General features: G+C 69.2%; 18 protein-coding genes and 2 pseudogenes. 10 read left to right on the top strand and 10 right to left on the bottom strand.

The window, feature by feature from the left end; genetic code table 11:
* Window positions 1-342: 342 nt before the first annotated feature.
* The 5 genes and pseudogenes from ETD85_RS66345 to ETD85_RS48220 all read right to left on the bottom strand — a co-directional run.
* Window positions 343-663 carry a hypothetical protein gene (locus ETD85_RS66345; protein WP_240779916.1) on the bottom strand — a complete coding sequence of 107 codons (321 nt, stop codon included), beginning with the start codon at window positions 661-663 and terminating at the stop codon, window positions 343-345.
* Window positions 664-890: 227 nt separating this feature from the next.
* Window positions 891-1,403, bottom strand: coding sequence for a GNAT family N-acetyltransferase (locus ETD85_RS66340; RefSeq protein ID WP_240779918.1), 513 nt, complete (start codon window positions 1,401-1,403; stop codon window positions 891-893).
* Between the two features lie 324 nt (window positions 1,404-1,727).
* Window positions 1,728-2,177, bottom strand: a pseudogene (locus tag ETD85_RS66335) (class I SAM-dependent methyltransferase); the annotation flags it as partial.
* Window positions 2,178-2,236: 59 nt separating this feature from the next.
* Window positions 2,237-3,313 (bottom strand): ribosome small subunit-dependent GTPase A, encoded by a 1,077-nt coding sequence (gene rsgA, locus ETD85_RS48225; protein WP_138696581.1) that lies wholly within the window; start codon window positions 3,311-3,313, stop codon window positions 2,237-2,239.
* Between the two features lie 377 nt (window positions 3,314-3,690).
* Window positions 3,691-3,889 (bottom strand): annotated as a pseudogene (locus ETD85_RS48220) (Tn3 family transposase); the annotation flags it as partial.
* 918 nt (window positions 3,890-4,807) lie between these two features.
* Here ETD85_RS48220 and ETD85_RS48215 point away from each other — a divergent pair.
* The 6 genes from ETD85_RS48215 to ETD85_RS48190 all read left to right on the top strand — a co-directional run bounded on the left by ETD85_RS48215 (window position 4,808) and on the right by ETD85_RS48190 (window position 10,064).
* Window positions 4,808-5,305 carry a SigE family RNA polymerase sigma factor gene (locus ETD85_RS48215; protein ID WP_138696580.1) on the top strand — a complete coding sequence of 166 codons (498 nt, stop codon included), beginning with the start codon at window positions 4,808-4,810 and terminating at the stop codon, window positions 5,303-5,305.
* Complete coding sequence (locus ETD85_RS48210; protein ID WP_138696579.1) at window positions 5,302-6,054, top strand: hypothetical protein; 753 nt, start codon at window positions 5,302-5,304, stop codon at window positions 6,052-6,054. Before ETD85_RS48215 ends, ETD85_RS48210 begins: the two co-directional genes overlap by 4 nt.
* 618 nt (window positions 6,055-6,672) lie before the next feature.
* Window positions 6,673-6,981, top strand: a complete 309-nt coding sequence (locus ETD85_RS48205; RefSeq protein ID WP_338087248.1) for a DinB family protein — start codon at window positions 6,673-6,675, stop codon at window positions 6,979-6,981.
* A gap of 202 nt (window positions 6,982-7,183) precedes the next feature.
* Window positions 7,184-8,152 carry a hypothetical protein gene (locus ETD85_RS48200; protein ID WP_138696578.1) on the top strand — a complete coding sequence of 323 codons (969 nt, stop codon included), beginning with the start codon at window positions 7,184-7,186 and terminating at the stop codon, window positions 8,150-8,152.
* 41 nt (window positions 8,153-8,193) lie between these two features.
* Complete coding sequence (locus ETD85_RS48195; protein ID WP_170247241.1) at window positions 8,194-9,426, top strand: sensor histidine kinase; 1,233 nt, start codon at window positions 8,194-8,196, stop codon at window positions 9,424-9,426.
* A complete protein-coding gene (locus ETD85_RS48190; protein ID WP_138696576.1) occupies window positions 9,423-10,064 on the top strand; it encodes a response regulator transcription factor in 642 nt (213 codons plus the stop codon). Before ETD85_RS48195 ends, ETD85_RS48190 begins: the two co-directional genes overlap by 4 nt.
* Window positions 10,065-10,398: 334 nt before the next feature.
* Here ETD85_RS48190 and ETD85_RS48185 read toward each other — a convergent pair whose 3' ends face one another.
* Window positions 10,399-11,295, bottom strand: a complete 897-nt coding sequence (locus ETD85_RS48185) for a LysR family transcriptional regulator (protein ID WP_138696575.1) — start codon at window positions 11,293-11,295, stop codon at window positions 10,399-10,401.
* Between the two features lie 76 nt (window positions 11,296-11,371).
* Between ETD85_RS48185 and ETD85_RS48180 the strand changes: the two genes are divergently transcribed.
* Both ETD85_RS48180 and ETD85_RS48175 read left to right on the top strand, forming a co-directional pair.
* Window positions 11,372-12,016, top strand: a complete 645-nt coding sequence (locus ETD85_RS48180) for a DUF6152 family protein (RefSeq protein ID WP_138696574.1) — start codon at window positions 11,372-11,374, stop codon at window positions 12,014-12,016.
* Complete coding sequence (locus tag ETD85_RS48175; protein ID WP_138696573.1) at window positions 11,994-12,473, top strand: hypothetical protein; 480 nt, start codon at window positions 11,994-11,996, stop codon at window positions 12,471-12,473. The genes ETD85_RS48180 and ETD85_RS48175 overlap by 23 nt, the downstream gene beginning before the upstream one ends.
* A gap of 1,082 nt (window positions 12,474-13,555) precedes the next feature.
* Here ETD85_RS48175 and ETD85_RS48165 read toward each other — a convergent pair.
* The gene (locus tag ETD85_RS48165) at window positions 13,556-13,978 is read right to left on the bottom strand and encodes a nuclear transport factor 2 family protein (RefSeq protein WP_138696572.1); all 423 of its coding nucleotides are present in this window, start codon (window positions 13,976-13,978) and stop codon (window positions 13,556-13,558) included.
* Window positions 13,979-14,094: 116 nt separating this feature from the next.
* Here ETD85_RS48165 and ETD85_RS48160 point away from each other — a divergent pair, with 116 nt between their 5' ends.
* Entirely contained in the window at window positions 14,095-14,904 is an 810-nt protein-coding gene (locus ETD85_RS48160; RefSeq protein WP_138696571.1) for a TetR/AcrR family transcriptional regulator, read from the top strand.
* A gap of 11 nt (window positions 14,905-14,915) precedes the next feature.
* Here ETD85_RS48160 and ETD85_RS48155 read toward each other — a convergent pair whose 3' ends face one another.
* The 3 genes from ETD85_RS48155 to ETD85_RS48145 form a co-directional block, all read right to left on the bottom strand.
* Window positions 14,916-15,467 carry a hypothetical protein gene (locus ETD85_RS48155; RefSeq protein WP_138696570.1) on the bottom strand — a complete coding sequence of 184 codons (552 nt, stop codon included), beginning with the start codon at window positions 15,465-15,467 and terminating at the stop codon, window positions 14,916-14,918.
* The gene (locus tag ETD85_RS67085; RefSeq protein WP_138696569.1) at window positions 15,395-16,375 is read right to left on the bottom strand and encodes a helix-turn-helix domain-containing protein; all 981 of its coding nucleotides are present in this window, start codon (window positions 16,373-16,375) and stop codon (window positions 15,395-15,397) included. Before ETD85_RS67085 ends, ETD85_RS48155 begins: the two co-directional genes overlap by 73 nt.
* Window positions 16,376-16,589: 214 nt before the next feature.
* Window positions 16,590-16,784 (bottom strand): hypothetical protein, encoded by a 195-nt coding sequence (locus tag ETD85_RS48145; protein ID WP_138696568.1) that lies wholly within the window; start codon window positions 16,782-16,784, stop codon window positions 16,590-16,592.
* Window positions 16,785-17,048: 264 nt separating this feature from the next.
* On the opposite strand from ETD85_RS48145, the gene ETD85_RS48140 reads away from it, so the two are divergent.
* Complete coding sequence (locus ETD85_RS48140) at window positions 17,049-17,204, top strand: hypothetical protein (RefSeq protein WP_206059340.1); 156 nt, start codon at window positions 17,049-17,051, stop codon at window positions 17,202-17,204.
* The last annotated feature ends 142 nt before the right edge of the window (window positions 17,205-17,346 follow it).

Below are 17,346 nucleotides of genomic sequence, written 5' to 3'. Positions count from 1 at the left end.
AGATGTGGTATAAGAGACAGGCCCAGGAAGGCGCCTGATCACGCCAGGCCCGGCTGCTCCGGCCGGAGCGCCTGCGCCGCCCCTTGGCGATGGCTTTTCGGCGCCGGGTTTGACGTAGCACAGTGCGGTGCGGGGATTCTTGTGCCGGGTCTTGCCCATGATGAGCTGCAGCGGGACTTGGGCGTCGCCGAGGTGGGTGGCCGCCGAGTGGCGCAGCTGGTGCAGGTCGAGCCCGGCGTACTTTTCCAGCAGGACGCGGGCGCGGTCGTAGCCGAGGCGGGCGCGGCCGGTGTGCGGGCAGATGTCGCCGTCGGCCGGGCGGCGGGCCGGGACCGGGCGCCGTTAGGACAGAAACAGCGGACCGTGCGTGCGTGTGCTGCCGTCGGGCAGGCGGAGCAGGAGGTGGGCGGTGCCGCTGTCCCAGTACACCCATTCGACGGCGCCGCCCTTGGAGCGGACGGGGGCGCGGTTGCGGATCCAGGTCGCCGGCGCGCTTGTTGCCCACAGGTCGGCGAGCGCGGTGCCGATCTCGGCGTCGGTCACCCCGGTCAGCGGGCGGTCGCGGCCGAGTCGGTCGATGGTACGGTCGACGGCCGAGGCGTAGGCGCGGTGGGTGGTGGCGTTGGCCATGCGCGAGGCGGACAGCCATGACCGCTCATGCACGTGATAACCACGTACATGTAGCTTGGACCTGGCTTCAGGCCGGTCCGACGCCACCTGGATCCCGATCGTGTCGCTGCTCGCTCACGCGAGCTCGTGACCGCGTCCGAGGTAGGCCAGTCCCACGTCTCGTAGCACGGATGCTCGGCCGCAAGGCCGCCGACCTTCGCGACGGTCTAACGGCCCCCAGCATCGCTGGGGGCCGTTAGACGCATTCGAAGAGCGGAAGGTCAGACGCCGAACGCCGCCGGGTAGCGGATGACGCCGCTCGGGACCGGCTGTTCAGGGTTGAGAGCGAGCGCCATCATGTACTTGTCCTCGACGTCGAAGGGCGGGCGGATGCCGAATCCGGAGGCCGGGGTGAAGCCGAAGCGCGGGTAGTACTCGGCGTGGCCGAGCACGAGCACCAGGTTCTCGCCCTGCTCGCGGGCGGCTTGCAGAGCGGCGCGGATGGCGGCGGAACCCGCGCCTCGCCGCTGATGGTCGGGCTTGACGGCGCACGGGCCCAAGGTGAGAGCGGGTGAGTCGCCGACGTGGCAGCGGGTGAGCAGCGCGTATCCGGCGAGCTCGCCGCCCGGGGCCTCGGCCAGCCAGGACAGGCCGGCCAGCCACGCCTGCGGGTCGGCCCGCAGCGCTTCGATGAGGTCGGCCTCGAGCGGGGTGGGGAAGGCGGCAAGGTTGATGTCGCGGATGATGGCGACATCGCCGGCGCTCTCGGGACGGGTGGTGAGGGAAGAGGTCATGATCGGGTTCGTCTCCTTGTCCTGCGGATGCAGGACATAGCCGGTGTACTGGTAGTCCGCGCCGTGCTCGCGGCGCATGGTGATCTCTTGCAGGGTGGCCGCGACCGCCTCGCGCATCCCGGGTACGACCAGGTCGGCCGCATGGGCGCGCTGTGACAGCGGCGTGTGGTACTCCTCGAACCAGTCGCGGTCGGCGAGTGTATGCCGGGCGGCGACGGCGTACCCTGCGGCGTGCGCCGTGGCGATGTTGTGCTCTCGTGTGCGTAACGGATACGCCTGATCCCAGAACGCGCGGGATTCGGCGGATGGGGAGTCGGTGCTCCATTCGCATTCGGTGACGACCAGCCGGCCGCCTGGGGCGAGCAGCCGCCGCCAGGAGCGCAGCGCGGTGTCGAAGCCGATGAAGTACGCGGATCCTTCGGCCCAGATCAGGTCGAAGCTCTCGTCCGGGAAGGGCAGATCCGTCATCGACACTCGTACGGTGTGGACGACGAGGCCGCGGTCGGCGGCGGTTCGCGCCAATTCGTCGAGGTACGGCTGATGCAGGTCGGCCACGGTGACCTCGGCGCCGGCCTGGGCCAGCACCAGAGAGGAGCGGCCCGGCCCGCAGCCGATGTCCGGCACGCGCGGGCGCGGCGCCGGCGGCCCGGCCAGGGACAGCAGGTGGCGGATGGACGCGTCGGAGCCGGGGCCTTGACGTGCCAGGTTGCCGTGCAGGGTGAAGAACGCCGCCACAGTGGGGTCGCTGATCAGGTCGTGCGGGCTTTCGGGCATGGTGGTGCGGGCTTCTGGTGGATGATGAGCGGTCGGGGAGGTCGGTGGGATGCGGCCGGTCATGGCTGCTGGTCCCGGAACTTGTAGGTGGCGCGCAGGTGACTGGTGATGGCCTTCTGCTGGTTGACACGCTTTTCGCGCAGCCGGGCATCGGTACGTGAGGCCGCCCAGGCGTTCTCCCGTTGCAGCTTGTGGTAGCTGCGCAGGCGACGTTCCGGCAGTTCACCCGCCTGGATGGCGGCCTGCACCGCACATCCTGGCTCGGTGTCGTGGGAGCAGTCGCCGAAGCGGCAATACGCGGCGAGTTCTTCGATCTCGGCGAAGACCTGCTCCAGTCCGTCGGCGGCGTCGTGCAGGCTGATCCCGCGCAGGCCGGGCGTGTCGATGAGGACCCCGCCGCCGGGCAGGGGGAGCAGCTCGCGGCGGACGGTGGTGTGGCGGCCCTTGCCGTCCTGCTCTCGTACCGTGCCGGTGGCCAGCAGTTCCTCGCCGAGCAGCGTGTTGCCGAGGGTGGACTTGCCCGCGCCCGAGGGGCCGAGCAGCACGGTGGTGCCGTGTACCAGCGCGGCCAGCACGTCGATGTTGTGACCGGTGGCGACGCTGGTGACCAGGACGTCCACGCCGGGTGCCAGCGCTTCGGCCTCGGCGTGGACGGCCTCGGGATCGTGGGCCAGGTCCGCCTTGGTCAAGACGATCAGCGGCTGTGCTCCGCTCTCCCAGGCCAGGGCGAGCAGCCGCTCCAGTTTGGCCGCATCCAGGGACGTGGCCAGGGACAGGGCGATGACGACCGTGTCGACGTTGGCGGCGAGCACCTGTCCGTGGGAGGACCTGGACGCCGACGAGCGCACGATCGCGCTGTGCCGCGGCAGCAACGCCACCAGGTGCGGTTCGGCGCCCGGGCGCAGCGCGGCCCAGTCGCCGGTGCAGGGCGTCAGGAGCGGTTCGGGCGGGTGCGGCGCGGCGAACGTGGCCCGCATCGGGCCCGACGTGGTGATCGCCGTGCACAGGCCGCGATCGACCCGGGAGATCCGGGCCGGCACGAGGCCCGCTTCATAGTGCTCGGTGAAGGTTTGGTCGAGTGCGCCGGTCCACCCATACCGGGACAGGCCGGATGGATCGGTGTACGTGTATGGCAACGTGAGAGACCCTTGCGGAGAAGGGGCCCCGACGAGACGCGGACATCACCCCGCCTGGCGAACCCGATGGCTCAAGGCTTGGGGGAAGAAGTAGGTCAGACCGGGGCCCGGGACGTGAGGTTGGTCCGGGCGCTGCGCATAGCAGCGGTCTTCACCGCGGTCATCAAACCTCACCTCCCTCCCACGCCGATCCGATACTGAACGAACGGCAGCCTAGCACCCCGACCAGGGTCAGTTGTACCGCTGCCGTTGCCGCTCTTGTCCGCCGACGCCTCCCACCAGTAATTAGACACCTCCGACCACCAACTACGTGGAACTGGACGATCGGGTGTAGGCCGAGCACGTGGCCTAGGCGTGCCGCGGCCTCACGCCCGTAGAAGGTAGTCGCCGGCGAAGATCGTACGCACGACCCGGCCGAGTTCCTCCAGGGCCAGGTAGACCGGATGTTTGGGGCCGTTGCCCTTCATGAAAAAGGCGCAGCACCTGCTCGGTCTCGGCCGTCCGCAGCCGCAGCGCCGTCGCGTACTTGATCATCTGGTCGTAGTCGCGGGTGATGAGGTCCCAGTCGATCGGCCGCTTCTTGAGAATCTTGTCCACAGAAAGGGGGGGCGTGTCGGCAGCGGCCGGCACGCCCATGGTGTGCGGGGTCAGCAGCTGGTGGCGGTGTCGCCGCCACAAGTCCCAGAAGAAGACCGTGCCCTCGGCGAAGGACGCCCGGGCGTACCGTGATCCTGCGTATTCCTGGGAGGGTCGGCCGGATCGAGATTCCTACGTCGCAGGCCAGGCGGCCGGCCTGAATACTGGATGCCGCCGATGTCATAGCGTTCAGGCCAGAAGGCGGCATCGGCTTTTTCTCTAGCGGGTGCCTGGAGTTGGGGCAGGGTGAAAGGTTAATCTTTCTAAACCCAGCAGCTTTACAATGTAGATCACTAAGCGGCCGAGACCCAGCACCGCCGCCATCATCACCCGCACCCGCCCCGGCGCGGTCAGCAGGTCCGTCCTGGCGCAGCAGATCGCTGGTACTTTCGTTGCAGCCGCGCCGCCACGGGCCAGGGCTGAAGCCGTTCTCGGCTGGTGGACCCAGCGCAGGCATGGTCCGGCTGGGGGCCCGCCGGTGCAAATCACAAGCGCGACCCCCGATGATCGTCGGTTGTCAAAGCCAGTCGATCAAGAACAGGGCCCGTGTTCGCGTGCCATCGATCCCCGATCGACGCGCTCGCCCGACGCTTGGAGCACGTCACCGCCGCCGACCCGCCGACCGACATGCTCGATCTTCCCACCTCTGGCTGGCCGAAGTCCTGGATGCGGTGTTTGACCCGCGATGCGGCTACCGGCTCGGCCCGTTGCTGGCATTATCCCTGCTCACCGTACTCCGCGGAGCAGCTTGCCTGACAAAGATCGCCCAGACGCGTAAAGCGAATGATCGGACCCGGTCACCCGGACCGCTCCTCCAGCCGGTAGTACACCGTGAGGCGGGACGGATTTGGAGGACGCATGGCGGATGGGTTCGCCGAATATGTCGGGCAACGACACGAGCGGTTATGCCGTACGGCGTACCTGCTGACCCGAGACTGGCAGACGGCCGAGGACCTGGTGCAGACAGCGCTGGTCAAGGCCTGGACGGTGTGGCTCAGGATCGAGGCCGACCCCGACCCGTACGTGTACCGGATCCTCGTCAACACCCACGCCTCCTGGTGGAGGCGGCACTGGCGGGGCGAGGTGCCGACCGAGGCGCTACCAGAGGACCCCACCGGTCTGGACTTCGAGACCGGCGTCGCACGGCGCTCGGCCCTCTGGGCGGCGGTCGGTGGCCTGCCGGCCCGGCAACGCGCGGCGCTCGTCCTGCGCTACTTCGACGATCTGACCCCGCAGCAAGTGGCCGACGCGCTTGGATGCTCGGTCGACAGTGTGAAGAAACAGCTGAGCAGAGCATTGGCGCGGCTTCGCGTGGATCCCGCACTACACGACCTGGAGCTGGAGGCGCTTCGATGACTCAGTACACCGAGGACGACCTGCGCGCGATGTTCGCCCAGAACAGCGTCCGAGAGGCTGGACTGCCTCCCCGGGTGAGCGAGATCAAGCGGCAGGGAGCCAGGACGCGCGTTCGCCGGCGGGCGGCGGCAGGGGCGGCGTTGGCGGGGGCCGCCGCAACGGTCGTGGCCCTGGCCGGAGTCGTGCTGCCAGGGCTCGACGGGAACCCCGGCGAACCAGCCACGGACGTCACGGCGTACTTCCTGACGGGAGTCGAACTGCCGCGGACCATGGAGAGCACGTACGGGCCGGTGTCGTTGATCTTCGGTCAGACCTACCACTCCGTGGGAGAGAAGGTACGGATCACGTTCCGGCCGACCAGCGTTCACACGGGGTTCGCGATCCGCTGCGCCGACCTGAAGGCGTGGGTCCTGGTCCGGGACGCGAAGGGCACGTGGAATGATCTCACCCCATGCGTACGGCTGGGCCGAGGTCTCCAAGTTCAGTACGACCAGAGTTCCGCGACGCCAGACTGGCTGCGGGCCCCGCAAAACCTGGAGGTCTGGGTCTTCCCCGCCGACGCGCCGATCGGATCGGCCGGGCTGGCTGACAAGTGTCCCCTCGCCGACCGACGAGCGGGGAGATGCGACGGACCATGGGATCGAGAGGCGATCATCGCGATGCCAGAGCGTCTGGCGGCCCAGACTGGCCCTCAACGGGGCCTCTGGTCGATCGGCATCTACGACGAGGAGCCGCGCCCCGGCTCCTAGGAGCTGGCGGGCTGCCAGGTGATCAAGGGGGACGTGGCGGCAGGGTCAACCGCCTCGCCCTCGACATGGGCGGGCCACGCGGCATCCTCGACCGAACCAGCTAAAAGGCCCTTATCACCAGGGTCGACGCGTTCTCAGCTGGTCGGGGGTCTGCAGGCATGACGTGGCTGGGTGCTTGAGGGGGCCCCGGGCGTGAATGACAAACGTGTCCCCCGATGATCATCGGTTGTCCACGCCAGGATCAAGAACGGGGGCTGCGTTCCGTGCCATCACCCCGATCGATGTGCTCGCCCGACACTTGGAGCACGTCACCGTCACTGACCCGCCGACCACCCTGCTCGATCTGCCCACCCTGGCCAAGGTCCCGGACACGTTGCCCGACCCGCGCAGTCGCCGGGGGCGTCGCTACAGGCTCGATTGGTCAGCAGATCGAAGCAGCTCTTACGGCGAGAGATTCCCGCCGGAGCCAGCGGAGTCTGTCAATCTGTCCTGACGAACGTATCTCGATGCGATTTGCTGCGTGGCAGTTCGACTTCACCTGGTCGTTGTTCGATTACCACTTGGACCGCCTGCAACCTGCGGACTTTTCTGTGGGAACCCGCCACTCTTTGCTGGACTGTGCGCCCTGGCGCCACCGCAACATGGGTGCCCGACTGGGCGGAGACCGAACCGGTTCCCACCATCGGCTGGTTGAGCTGGCACATCGGTTGGTGGTGGAGTGTGACCATCGATCACGCTCAGGGACGCAAACCTCGGGACAGGATCGAGATCACCTGGCCGGGTGATGGAACGAGCGCCGTCGCATGGTTGCGTGATCTCCGCACCACTCGGCTGACCGAGCTGGATCGCCTCACCGACGCCGACCTGGACGCCCCGGCGCCCCCCTCCCCTGGCCACAGGGCTCTGAGCACACCGTCGCCCACGTGATCGCCTGGGTCAACTCCGAGCTGAGCAGGCGCCCCGCTCTCGTCGACCGGACGGTCGGGCGTCATCCTTTGGGACGGCGCCGTCGCGACCTCCGGAGGACCCGGCCGAGACCCGGTGACGATGTGCGGGGCACCCTCGCGGCAGCATATTGGGCCAGGTGAACACCTCTCCCCCACGAAACCGGCCCACAATCGTGCCGACCTTGATCGTCGCCGTCTGGTCGGTGAGCTATCTGCCCTTCAGCGTGCTCTGGGCTCTCGGCGGGCCCGCATATCCCTTCGACGCCAGCCGTACGGGCGCGGGCAACACCCTGCTCGACCCTCTTCCAGCGGCAGCCGGCGGGGCTGTGCTCGCGGTGGCGGCACTGGTGGCCGGCGTCGTCGCCGTGCTCGCCGGCAGAGGTCCGCTCAACCGGGCCCCCGCCGTCGTGGCCGTCGCGGTCGGTGCCGGCCTGGCGGTGCTCCTGCCTGACGTGCGCATCATGATGACCGCTGGGTATCTGCCGGTGATGCTGGTCGCCGCGCTCGCCGGCCAGGCCGAGTTCTCGATGATCGCGACCATGCTCACGTGGCCGAGCGTCAACCTGCTCATCCTGATGGCGGTCGGCGTCAGCCTGATGCTCCTGGGGACGCGCGCGCTGATCGCAGGGGGCGGGCGACCTGGTAGCGGCGCCGGCGCGCTACGGGTCGGGCAGTACGCGACCGCCGTCGCGGTCGCCGTCCCCGTCGTCTACGCCGTCACCCGCTTCGGCTGGCTGCTGGGCGTGCCTGTCGGGATCAGCGACCAGTTTCTGGCCTACATCGCCGAGATCACCCCGATCGGCGCCGGCCTCAGCACGCTCGGTCTCATCGGTGCGGTCCTGACCGTTGGCTTGGTCCGGCCGTGGGGCGAGATCTGGCCGCGCTGGGCACCGTTCCTGCGCGGGCGTCCGATTCCGGCGAGGCTCCCGGCCTACTCGGCTCTGGCCGTCTCCCTCCCCATCACTTCCGCCGGACTGATGTACGTCCGCAAGAAGCTCACCGGCGAGCAGGTCGGCCCTGCGGGGGCGAACACCGAACTGGGGGCCTGGCTGCCAGAGATGTTGTGGCCGCTGTGGGGTGCGGCTCTGGCTGTGGCCGCGCTGTCGTACCTGTCCCGCCGCCGGCACCTCGTTCACGCACGCCGACCATAATGGTGAGCGTGCGAGAGTCCCCATCATCTTCCGATGCCGCGGTGGACTCGTTTCTCGACCGGCATCAGGTGAGCACCGATGCCCTGCTCGCGGTCCTGCTCTTCCTGCCGCTCGGCCTGGTCTCGTTGAGCCTGCTCCGGGCCTCGGACAGCCCTCTGCCGCTCCGCCTGCTCGCGGGTCTCGGCCTGCTGGTGCTGCACGGGTGCGTCGTTCCGCGTCGGCTGCGCCCGCTGGTGGCGTACGGCCTGGCCACCGCGGCGATGCTGCTGCTGGTGGCACTACCGCCTCTGCATGACCCGGGCGGCGCCTACTATCCGGCGGTGCTGCTGCCGAGCACGCTGGTCTTCGGGCTGCTGCTCTACACGGCCTCCGGCCGGCTGGACCTGCTGCCCAGCCTGGCCTGTCTGGGTGTCGCCCTGACGGGTGTGGCCCTGGTCCTGGCGCGTCTGTGGAATCCGGCCTCATGGGGCGGCTCGTCGGGCTCCTACGAGCTGGCCGCGTGGCGGATCGGACTGTCGGTCGGCCTGGTCGCCGCAGCGGCATGCCTGTGGTCGCTGGGCCGCCTCAGCCGGATCCGGGTGTTGTTCCTGTCCGAGCTCAGAGCGAAGGCCGAGCGCGCAGAGGCCGACCGTGCGCGGGAGCGGCAGGAGGCGGCGCGGGCCGAGCGCGACCGCATCAGCCGCGAGATGCACGACGTGGTGTCCCACTCGCTCGCCGTCATGGTCAGCCAGGCGGAGGGTGGCAGGCTGTCCGACCTCGGCTCGCCCGGGGCGGATGTGTTCGCCACCATCGCCGGGGTCGGGCGCGAGGCCCTGCGCGACATGCGCGGGCTCCTGGGCGTGCTACGCGCCGACGGCGGCACCACTCCGCAACCGGGCCTCGGCGATCTCTCCGACCTGCTCAACCAGGTACGCGACACAGGCGTCCGGCTCGCCGTACGGGAGGTCGGGGACGCCCGGCCGCTGCGCCCCGCCGTCGACCTGACCGCCTATCGTGTCATCCAAGAGGGACTGACCAACGTGATCAAACACGCGGGGGCGACGGCCGCCGCCGGCCTGACGCTGGCCTGGCGCGCGGACAGACTGCACATCACCATCACGAACGACGGCGCCGGGCCGCCCGCCGGAGAGGCCGGCGTCGGGCTGACTGGGATGCGCGAACGTCTCAGCATGGTAGGAGGCACCCTGGAGGCCGGCAGACGCTCGGGCACCGGCTTCGAACTGTCGGCCACCCTGCCTTATGAGCCGAGGAGTATCCCATCATCCGGATCATGATCGTCGACGATCAGGAGCTGCTGCGCAACGGCCTGGCCATGGTCGTCAGGTCCCAGCCCGACATGGAGGTGGTCGCCGAGGCCGCCGACGGCCTGGCGGCCCTGTCGGCGCTGGAGTCGCGGCACGTCGACGTGGTGGTGATGGACATCCGCATGCCCCGAATGGACGGTGTCATCGCCACCAGGGAGATCCAGCGGCTGGATGACCCGCCGAAGGTGCTGGTGCTGACCACGTTCGATCTCGACGAGCACGCCCTGGCCGCGCTGCGCGCCGGTGCGAGCGGGTTCATGCTGAAGGACGCGCCAGGCGAGGAGATCATCGCTGCGATCCGGCACGTGCACCGGGGTGACTCGATCATCGCGCCCGCCACGACCCGCCGGCTCATCGGACGGCTCGTCGCGAGGGCCGATACCGACCCGGACGCCGTGCTCAAGGTGCTCACGGAGCGTGAGCGTGAAGTCTTCCTCAGCCTGGCCGCAGGCGCGTCCAACGCTGAGATCGGGGCCGAGTTGTTCTTGTCGGAGGCCACGATCAAGACCCACGTGGGGCGCATTCTGACGAAGCTCGGGCTGCGGGACCGGGTCCAGGCGGTGGTACTGGCGTACGAATCCGGTGTTGTCACTCCGGGCGAGCGTTAGGCGCCGACTCGCGCGCATCGCGTCCAGGTCCCTGGGTTGAGGTCGACGGGGAGCCGGCGTCGGGGTCCTGTACTGGTGCATATCCGGCTGGGAAGTCCCGCTGAGCCTCCGAGCGCCGCGCAAACTCGGCCCGATTAAAGTGCACCGACGGATAGTGATCTAAGATGCGCGTCGTGTGACGGTTTGTGGCGGACCCGACGCCTAAGGAACGACTGCAGAAGTCGCCGCAGGCACCCCGAAGTCCGGTACGCCGCCGACCCCCTTGACCGACCGGATGAAGAGACCCCGGAGGATGAGGATTCCCATCGCAGGACACTGGCACCGGCTTCGGCACTCAAAGGTGGGAGGGAGGTGTGGGCAGCAAGGAACGGAAGTTGTGGACCATCGGGTTGGGGTCACCGGTGCGCCAGGCCACATCCAGGGTGGCGCCCCGAGCGGCCGGTGCAAGTGGGCGAAAAGCGACGTCGGCCCGCCGCTGCCGGGCCAGCGACGCCGGCACGATGGACACGCCGATCCCGGCCGCCACCAGGCCGACGATGGTCTGCATCTGCACGGCCTCCTGCACGATCCGGGGCTGGAATCCGGCCGCTCTGGCCAAGGCGGTTATCTGGTCGTACAGCGCGGGACCGTACCGTCGGGGAAACATGACGAACGGGTCGGTGGCAAGGGCGGACATCGACAGTGACCTGCACGCGGCCTGGCGGTGGTCGGCATGCAGAGCGGCAAGCAGTAACTCGAGAGCCACGGTGCGGGTGGTCAACACCTCGGCGGCGAGCCCCGCGAGCGGCGCGTGCAGGAGCCCGACGTCGAGCAGACCTTGACGCAGTTGCTCGGCCTGCTGGGCGGTAGGCAGTTCGCGCAGCTCTACATGCACGCTCGGGTAGCGGGTTCGGAAGTGGCGCAGCACTTTCGGCAACGTGAAGTTGGCCGCCGACCCGACAAACCCGACGACCAACCGCCCTGCCTCTCCTCTGCCCACCCGCCTGGCAGATTCGGCGGCAAGGGCGGCGTGGGTCAGGCTCGCACGGGCCTCTGCCACAAACGCCTCCCCCGCAGGCGTGAGGCGGACCTGCCTGGTCGTGCGCTCGAACAGCCGCACGCCCAGTTCCTCCTCCAACTTGCCGATCTGCTGGCTGAACGGCGGCTGCCGCACTCCATCGCGCAGCGCGGCCCGGCTGAAGTTCAGCTCCTCGGCAAGAGCGATCGCGTAGCGCAACTGATGAAGATTCATATACAGCGGATATTAATCGGCAGGTCTCTACCTGTGGATCCGGCACAAACGTCTTGCGACCGCCAGGGTTACGGTCATGAAATTGATGATTTCCGGGCTTGCCCTCCTCACCACGCTGCACCACGGCTGGGAGGACTTCAGGACCGAGCGGCCAATGTACGTGTCTGGGACGGTGAGCGAGGTGCGGTGGGGCAATCCGCACCCGCAGGTGCGGCTACGCGTGGCCGGCCCGGTGCGGGTGCCGTCCGGGCTCGCTGCGCGGTCCATCCCGGCGGAACTGGAGGAGCTTGGCGGGCGGGAGGTGCTGCAGCGCAGTCAGGCGTTCGACGGTCGAGACGACGAGGTGGTGCTGATCCTCGCGCCGGTGGAGCGCCTGACAGCGTGGGGCATGCCGGACCGCGTGCAGGAGGGCGAGCGGCTGGAGGCCGTGGGATATGTCCATCGCGAGCATGCCGAAGAGTTCCGGCCAGAGCTGATCATCAGACAGGACGGCCGGGCGATCAGGCAGCGCTCGGTTCCCCTGCCGCAGAGCCGGCCGCCGATCTCGCCAAGCTCCGCCGGTGGACCTGAAGCGGCCCCTGCCGATCCCTCCGCCGCCGAAGAGAGCGCCGCCGCGGGAGCGCTGCCGTGGTTTGCGGGGGCTGGCCTGCTGGCCGGCAGCGGAGCGGTTGTCGCGGTATGGGTGTGGAGGAAGCGGCGTGGAACTTCTGACATGGCTTGAAGGCACGTGGGCGGCCGAATTCGTCAGGGGGACTCCGTGGGCGTACTCCTCGTTGGAGATCGTTCACCTGCTGGGGCTGGCGCTGCTGGTCGGCCCAGCCGCCCTGTTCGACCTGCGGCTGCTCGGAGTGGGACGGAGCACGCTCTCAGTATCGGCGGCGGCCCGGCGCCTGTTGCCGGTGGCCCGCACGGGCTTTGCCGGCGCGGCGTTGTCCGGGGTGGCGATGTTCGTGGCCGGGGCCAGGGAGATCGCGGGCACCGGCGCCGCGCCGGTCAGGCTGGCGTTGCTAGGCGTGGCCGGAATGAACGTGGCCCTGTTCCACCTCGGTGTCTTTCGCCGGGTCGCCGAGTGGGACGGCGACCGCCGCGCACCAGCGGCGGCCAGAGCGGCGGGCGCCGTATCGCTGGCCACATGGGCAGGAGTGGTCGCCGCCGGGCGACTGATCGCCTACACCTGACCCCTGTAGAGCGCCTGCAGGTGCCGATGCCCCGACCTGCGGGACGGACGACATGACCTGCATCTGCACCTCCGCTGGACCCCCAAGGCCGAATCCGATCTCCAGCCCAGGGCTGACGCGTTCTCGGCTGGCGAGACGCCCGTGACCCAGGCCGGGCCGGATCTGAAGGATCCCAGCCCCACGCACAACAAAAGCAACCCAATGATGATCGCGGTTGTCTACGTCTACGCCAGTCGATCACGGGCAGAGGCCGCGTCGCGGTACAAGACCGCCGTCAGCGTACTGACACTGGCCGGTCTCGGCGCGATCGGGGCGGCCTTGGACGGCTCCGTCCTGTCGGCGCTCAAGGTGCCAGGGCGGTGCGGCATCGCGGTTGCGGAGCCATGTTCCTCTGGGGACTGCTCGATGGGATTCCGCGATGGCTGTTCGCCATCGTCCTGCACTCCTCGGCAACAGCGTGTTCTTCCTGGTCGTCGAGGTGTGGCAAGCCCGCTGGAGCCTCCGGACAGCGGTGCTCATCGCCATACTCGGGTTGGTGCTGCCGGCGGGCCGATGGATGATCGGGCTCAAGCAGGCGACTTCTCCGTCACCACCCGCATCAGGCTCACCGGCGCCGTGTCGGTCGTGTCCACCCTGGACTCGGTCCGCCTGCACCAGGACTTCCCCTCCCTGGACCACCTCAGCATCGGACGCGCCGAGATCATCGCCGGACGCAGCTCGGCGTGTGCTCTGCACCATCACATCTTGCCGCTGGAGAGGGAAGACCCTCTGGGCCCCTACCGGCGATCGTCATCCTCCACGAACCGGGGGTCCGGACGACCGACCCGCCGTTTAGTGATCTTGCCGACACACCGTGGCGATCCCACTGACACCTCGCGGCAAACCCCCAGGGCAGCTTCGCGGCAATTCGCATCGAGGCGTTCACACGTAGGTCTGACCTGGGACGCGACGAGGGCTTGAAAGGTCGCTTCCCGAGAGCGGCGTGATCGTTTCCCAGGCCGGCGGAGAAGTAGCAGCGCCTCGGTGCTTGCCGCGGGAGCATTGACGCACCTGGCGAGACGGAATGTGTCCCCGACGAAGATCTACTTGATCTCTTCGGCTAGTTCGTCGCGGAACTCGGCCCCGGCCAGAGGGTTGGCATAGTCGCGCGAGTGGACGATCAGCCCGTTCCTGATCCGCATGACCATGACGTAAGAGAAGACGAAGGGCCGGCCAGACCTCGTCATGGATCCGTGGAGGTCGTACTCCACGATGACGACCTCCGGGTCGCGCGTCTCGTGGATGACGACGGGGGCGGCTTTCTCGAACCGCCGCAGCGCAGCGGCTGCCTTGAATCGGGCACGGAAGATCTCCCGCCCCTGCGATCGGGCTGGGATGCCTTCGGGCGCGAAGGGGATCTCGATCTCTGCGTCGGGGGCGTACAGGTCGGCGAGGTCGTCCCAGGCGTTGGCGGCTGAGGCGCGCAGGAAACGGTCGACGACCTGGCGGGGCGAAGAGGTGCTCATGGAACTCCTTGAGGAGATGACGGCTGTGCAGGCCGTGGATAGAATCGGAACGACCAACCCGGTTGGACGTTACGGAACGATCGCTCCGTTTGTCAAAGCGGGCCGAGGAGGAGCACATGTCCGACGAGGTCGCCCGTGTCGGCGTCGCGCCCGCGCGAGCGGACGCGCGACGCAACCGGAGCCGCGTGCTGGAAGCGGCGCAGCATGCCTTCGCGGAGATCGGCCTCGAGGTGCCGCTGGACGAGATCGCCCGGCGAGCCGGAGTGGGAGCCGGAACGGTCTACCGGCATTTCCCGAGCAAGGATGCCTTGTTCGAGGCGGTGGTGCTGGAGCGCCTGCAACAGCTCACCGAGGAGGTCAGCGCCCTGGCCGCCTCCCCTGATCCCGCCGAGGCGTTCTTCGAGGCGGTCCGCCTCACCGTCGAACGGGCCGCGCTGAACAAGGCCCTGTGCGACGCCCTGTCCGCCGGGGTCGACCTGCGCCTCGCCGCGCCGGCCCGGGAGGAATACGCGGCCGCCCTCGGCACACTGCTCGACCGGGCCCAGCGCGCCGGCGCAGTACGGCCGGACGTCGACTCGGCCGACGTACGGACGCTCCTGAGCGGCTGCCTGGCCATGGAGGGCAGGCGAAACGGCGCACCCGGCCGGGCGACGGCGCTCGTCCTCGACGGGTTGCGCCCCGCTCCGGCGGACGGGCGCCCTCCCCTGCCACCCGTAACGAAAGCCTTGCCAAAACTGTCACGAAACTCGACGGGCGCAGACGGCGGTGACGCAAGGGACGGTGCCAACGGGTCCGGGGAGGAGGACGGTCCGCGCTGCCGGCAGTGCGGACGGCACCTCCGGCCCTCCCGCACCGGACGGCCGGCCAGGTTCTGCGGCCCCGCATGCCGTCAGAAGGCGCACCGCCGCCGCACCGCCGGTCGCTGACGAGCCACTCGTCACTGTTGCCCACGACCACTTCCTCGACCAACGGCGCCACACCCCTCCTGATTGAGGCTCGACGCGAACGTGATCCGGCTGCGGGCCAGATGGCCCCGGGCACGCTGCACCTCGCTGCGGGCGGCCCGGTCGGCCATCTCGGCAAAGCGGCGAGCGGTGTCGAGGTCACCGGCCTGCAAGGTGGCGTCCGCGGCCGCCACCGCGCGCGCTCGGCACGCAGCGACGCATCTGCGGTCAACGTCACGCACCGCTGCAGGAACGCCGCCGCGGCGGCCCACCCGCCGCGTGCCCGCGCCCGAATGGCGGAACGTTCCAACGCCCGGCGACCGCCTCGTCCGGCCCAGCCGACGCCGATCGGCGGCCACGGCAGTCAGCGCCTTGATCCGGGAGCCGTAGACGCCGCGCTTGCCGACGCCGGTGGTGATCGGGGTGTGCTGGGCGTTGCGGGCGGTCCAGCCGGTGCCGGGCCAGGCCGGGCTCACGCTGCCGGCGCGGGTCTCGCGCCGCCCCCGCAGCACGTCGTTGTCGTCGGTGGCCCAGTCCGGGCCCAACCGGGCAACGGTCCGCAGGTCGCGCAGCCGGTCAACGTCGGCCTCAGAGCTGGCCTGACTCTCATCGTCGCCAGCGGCCGGTTCCTCAAGCGCCTGCTCTTGGACGGTAGCGGTGGGCGCGCGGCCCCGGGGTCGTCGTGGTCCTGGTCGACGGCGGCCGCAGTTATGGCGTTTGCGCCATGAAGGGCGTCGCCTTCGAGTGCCCGGTACAGCGTCGAGCGCTCGATGCCGAGCTCGCGGGCGATCTTCGTGACCGAGTGGCCGCGCTCGCGGCGGGCCCTGGCCATGGCCAGCACGTCCTCGGTCACCACGACCGGGCGGCCGCCGACGCGACCGACGGCGCGGGCAGCGGCCAAGCCCTCCAGAGTCCGCTCTTGGATCAGGTCGCGCTCCATCTCCGCGGCCATGGCCGCGACCAGGAACAGCATCTGTCCGCGATGCCTGCCCGTTGGGGCGGTGGATGCCGGCGGCGGCCAGGCGCTCGCGGAGCATCGTGGTGTCGTCGGTGTCGGCCAGGTCCAGCAGCCCGGCCAGCTGGGCGGCGCGCTTGACCAGTTCGTCGGCGGGCAGGTCGGCTGGCCGTCCTCCAGGCCATCGCGTACGGCCTGGCGCGCGTGCGGGTCGCCGAGCACCCGGGCGGCCGCGGCGAGGATGTCGACGTCGGTCGCCTCGAACTCGACCAGACACAGCGGCACGAACTCGTAACGGCCGTCGCTGGCCAGCAGGCGGCCGGTGGTGCCGGCCTTGACGACGTGATCGCCCTGCGTGGGCGCGATCGCCTCCCACAGCCGCTGCATGGCCTCCAGCGCGACGCGGCCGGCAAGCGGGGCGGGCAGCTCACCGGGCTCGACGTCGCCGGTGTACTCGTAGCTGCTGTAGGTCAGCAGCAGTTCCTCCAGCTCGTTCATGGCGTGGTGAGGGGCCAGATTGGGACCCACGCTAGCGACAGGGCGTTGACCTAGTGGGACGCTGTTCGCGGGAGGGGACAGTATCCAGATTCTGTCTGGTCGAGACCGTTCCGAAGATCGAAAGGTACGCCAAATAGCGATCCCAGAATCACGCCATAGAGCGATGCGAGTCACAGATGATGATCGCCGCGATCGTGGCCATGACAGCAAGGCTCTAACGCCCTGTCCCGCTCATCGGCACGGTGATCCCGCTGATCGGCGGTGCGGTCCCGGCATCCGCCGCCCGGTCCCGTGCGTCGGCATCGTCCTCACGCTCGGTCAGCTTCAGCTCCGACTCGCGGACCAGGCGCACGCGTTCCACGAGGGCGCGGTCCCGCGGACAGTGCTGTCGCTCGTCCTGGTCGGCCACCGTTCCTCGTGTCGGTGTCAGTGTCGGTGTCTGCGTCCGCTCTGCCCCAGGTGCGCACTGCGCCGCCAGCCGTACGGCCCGATCACACCGTCCGCTGCGTCGAGACGACGCCGCCCACGCATCCCCGGCCGCCTTTTCCAAAGCGGGAAACGGGTCCCGGCGCTGCCGCCGGCTGAGGTCGCGGGACGCCCGGGCGGCTTGACAGGCGCGGCGCAAGGTTACATGGTTAGTTGCACATGTAGCTAACCAGAGGACGCCGCGAACGTGGTCGCCGACGCCCTCGCCCACTTCGGCATGGCCGGGTTCGACGGCGCGTTCGTCTCGCTCCAGTCCGAGGACGGCAAGCCGATCTCGGAGTTCATGGAGCAACTCGCCGACGCCATGGTGGCCATCGGCGAGGCGCTGATCGCCGGCCGCTGACACGTCCCTGGGGATGGATGCTCCTATGGATGTCAAGAGGGGCTTTCTTGATCGTTGGAGGTGATTATCCGGTAGAGGTCGCGGGCTATGTAGCGCTTCAAACAGCGGATGATCTCTTTCTTCGACAGGCCGTCTCGGGTGC

This window comes from Nonomuraea zeae (genome assembly GCF_005889725.1).
Classification (GTDB): Bacteria; Actinomycetota; Actinomycetes; order Streptosporangiales; family Streptosporangiaceae; genus Nonomuraea; species Nonomuraea zeae.
Note: the sequence above shows the minus strand (reverse complement) of the source record. Positions and strands in the feature narration are given on the sequence as shown.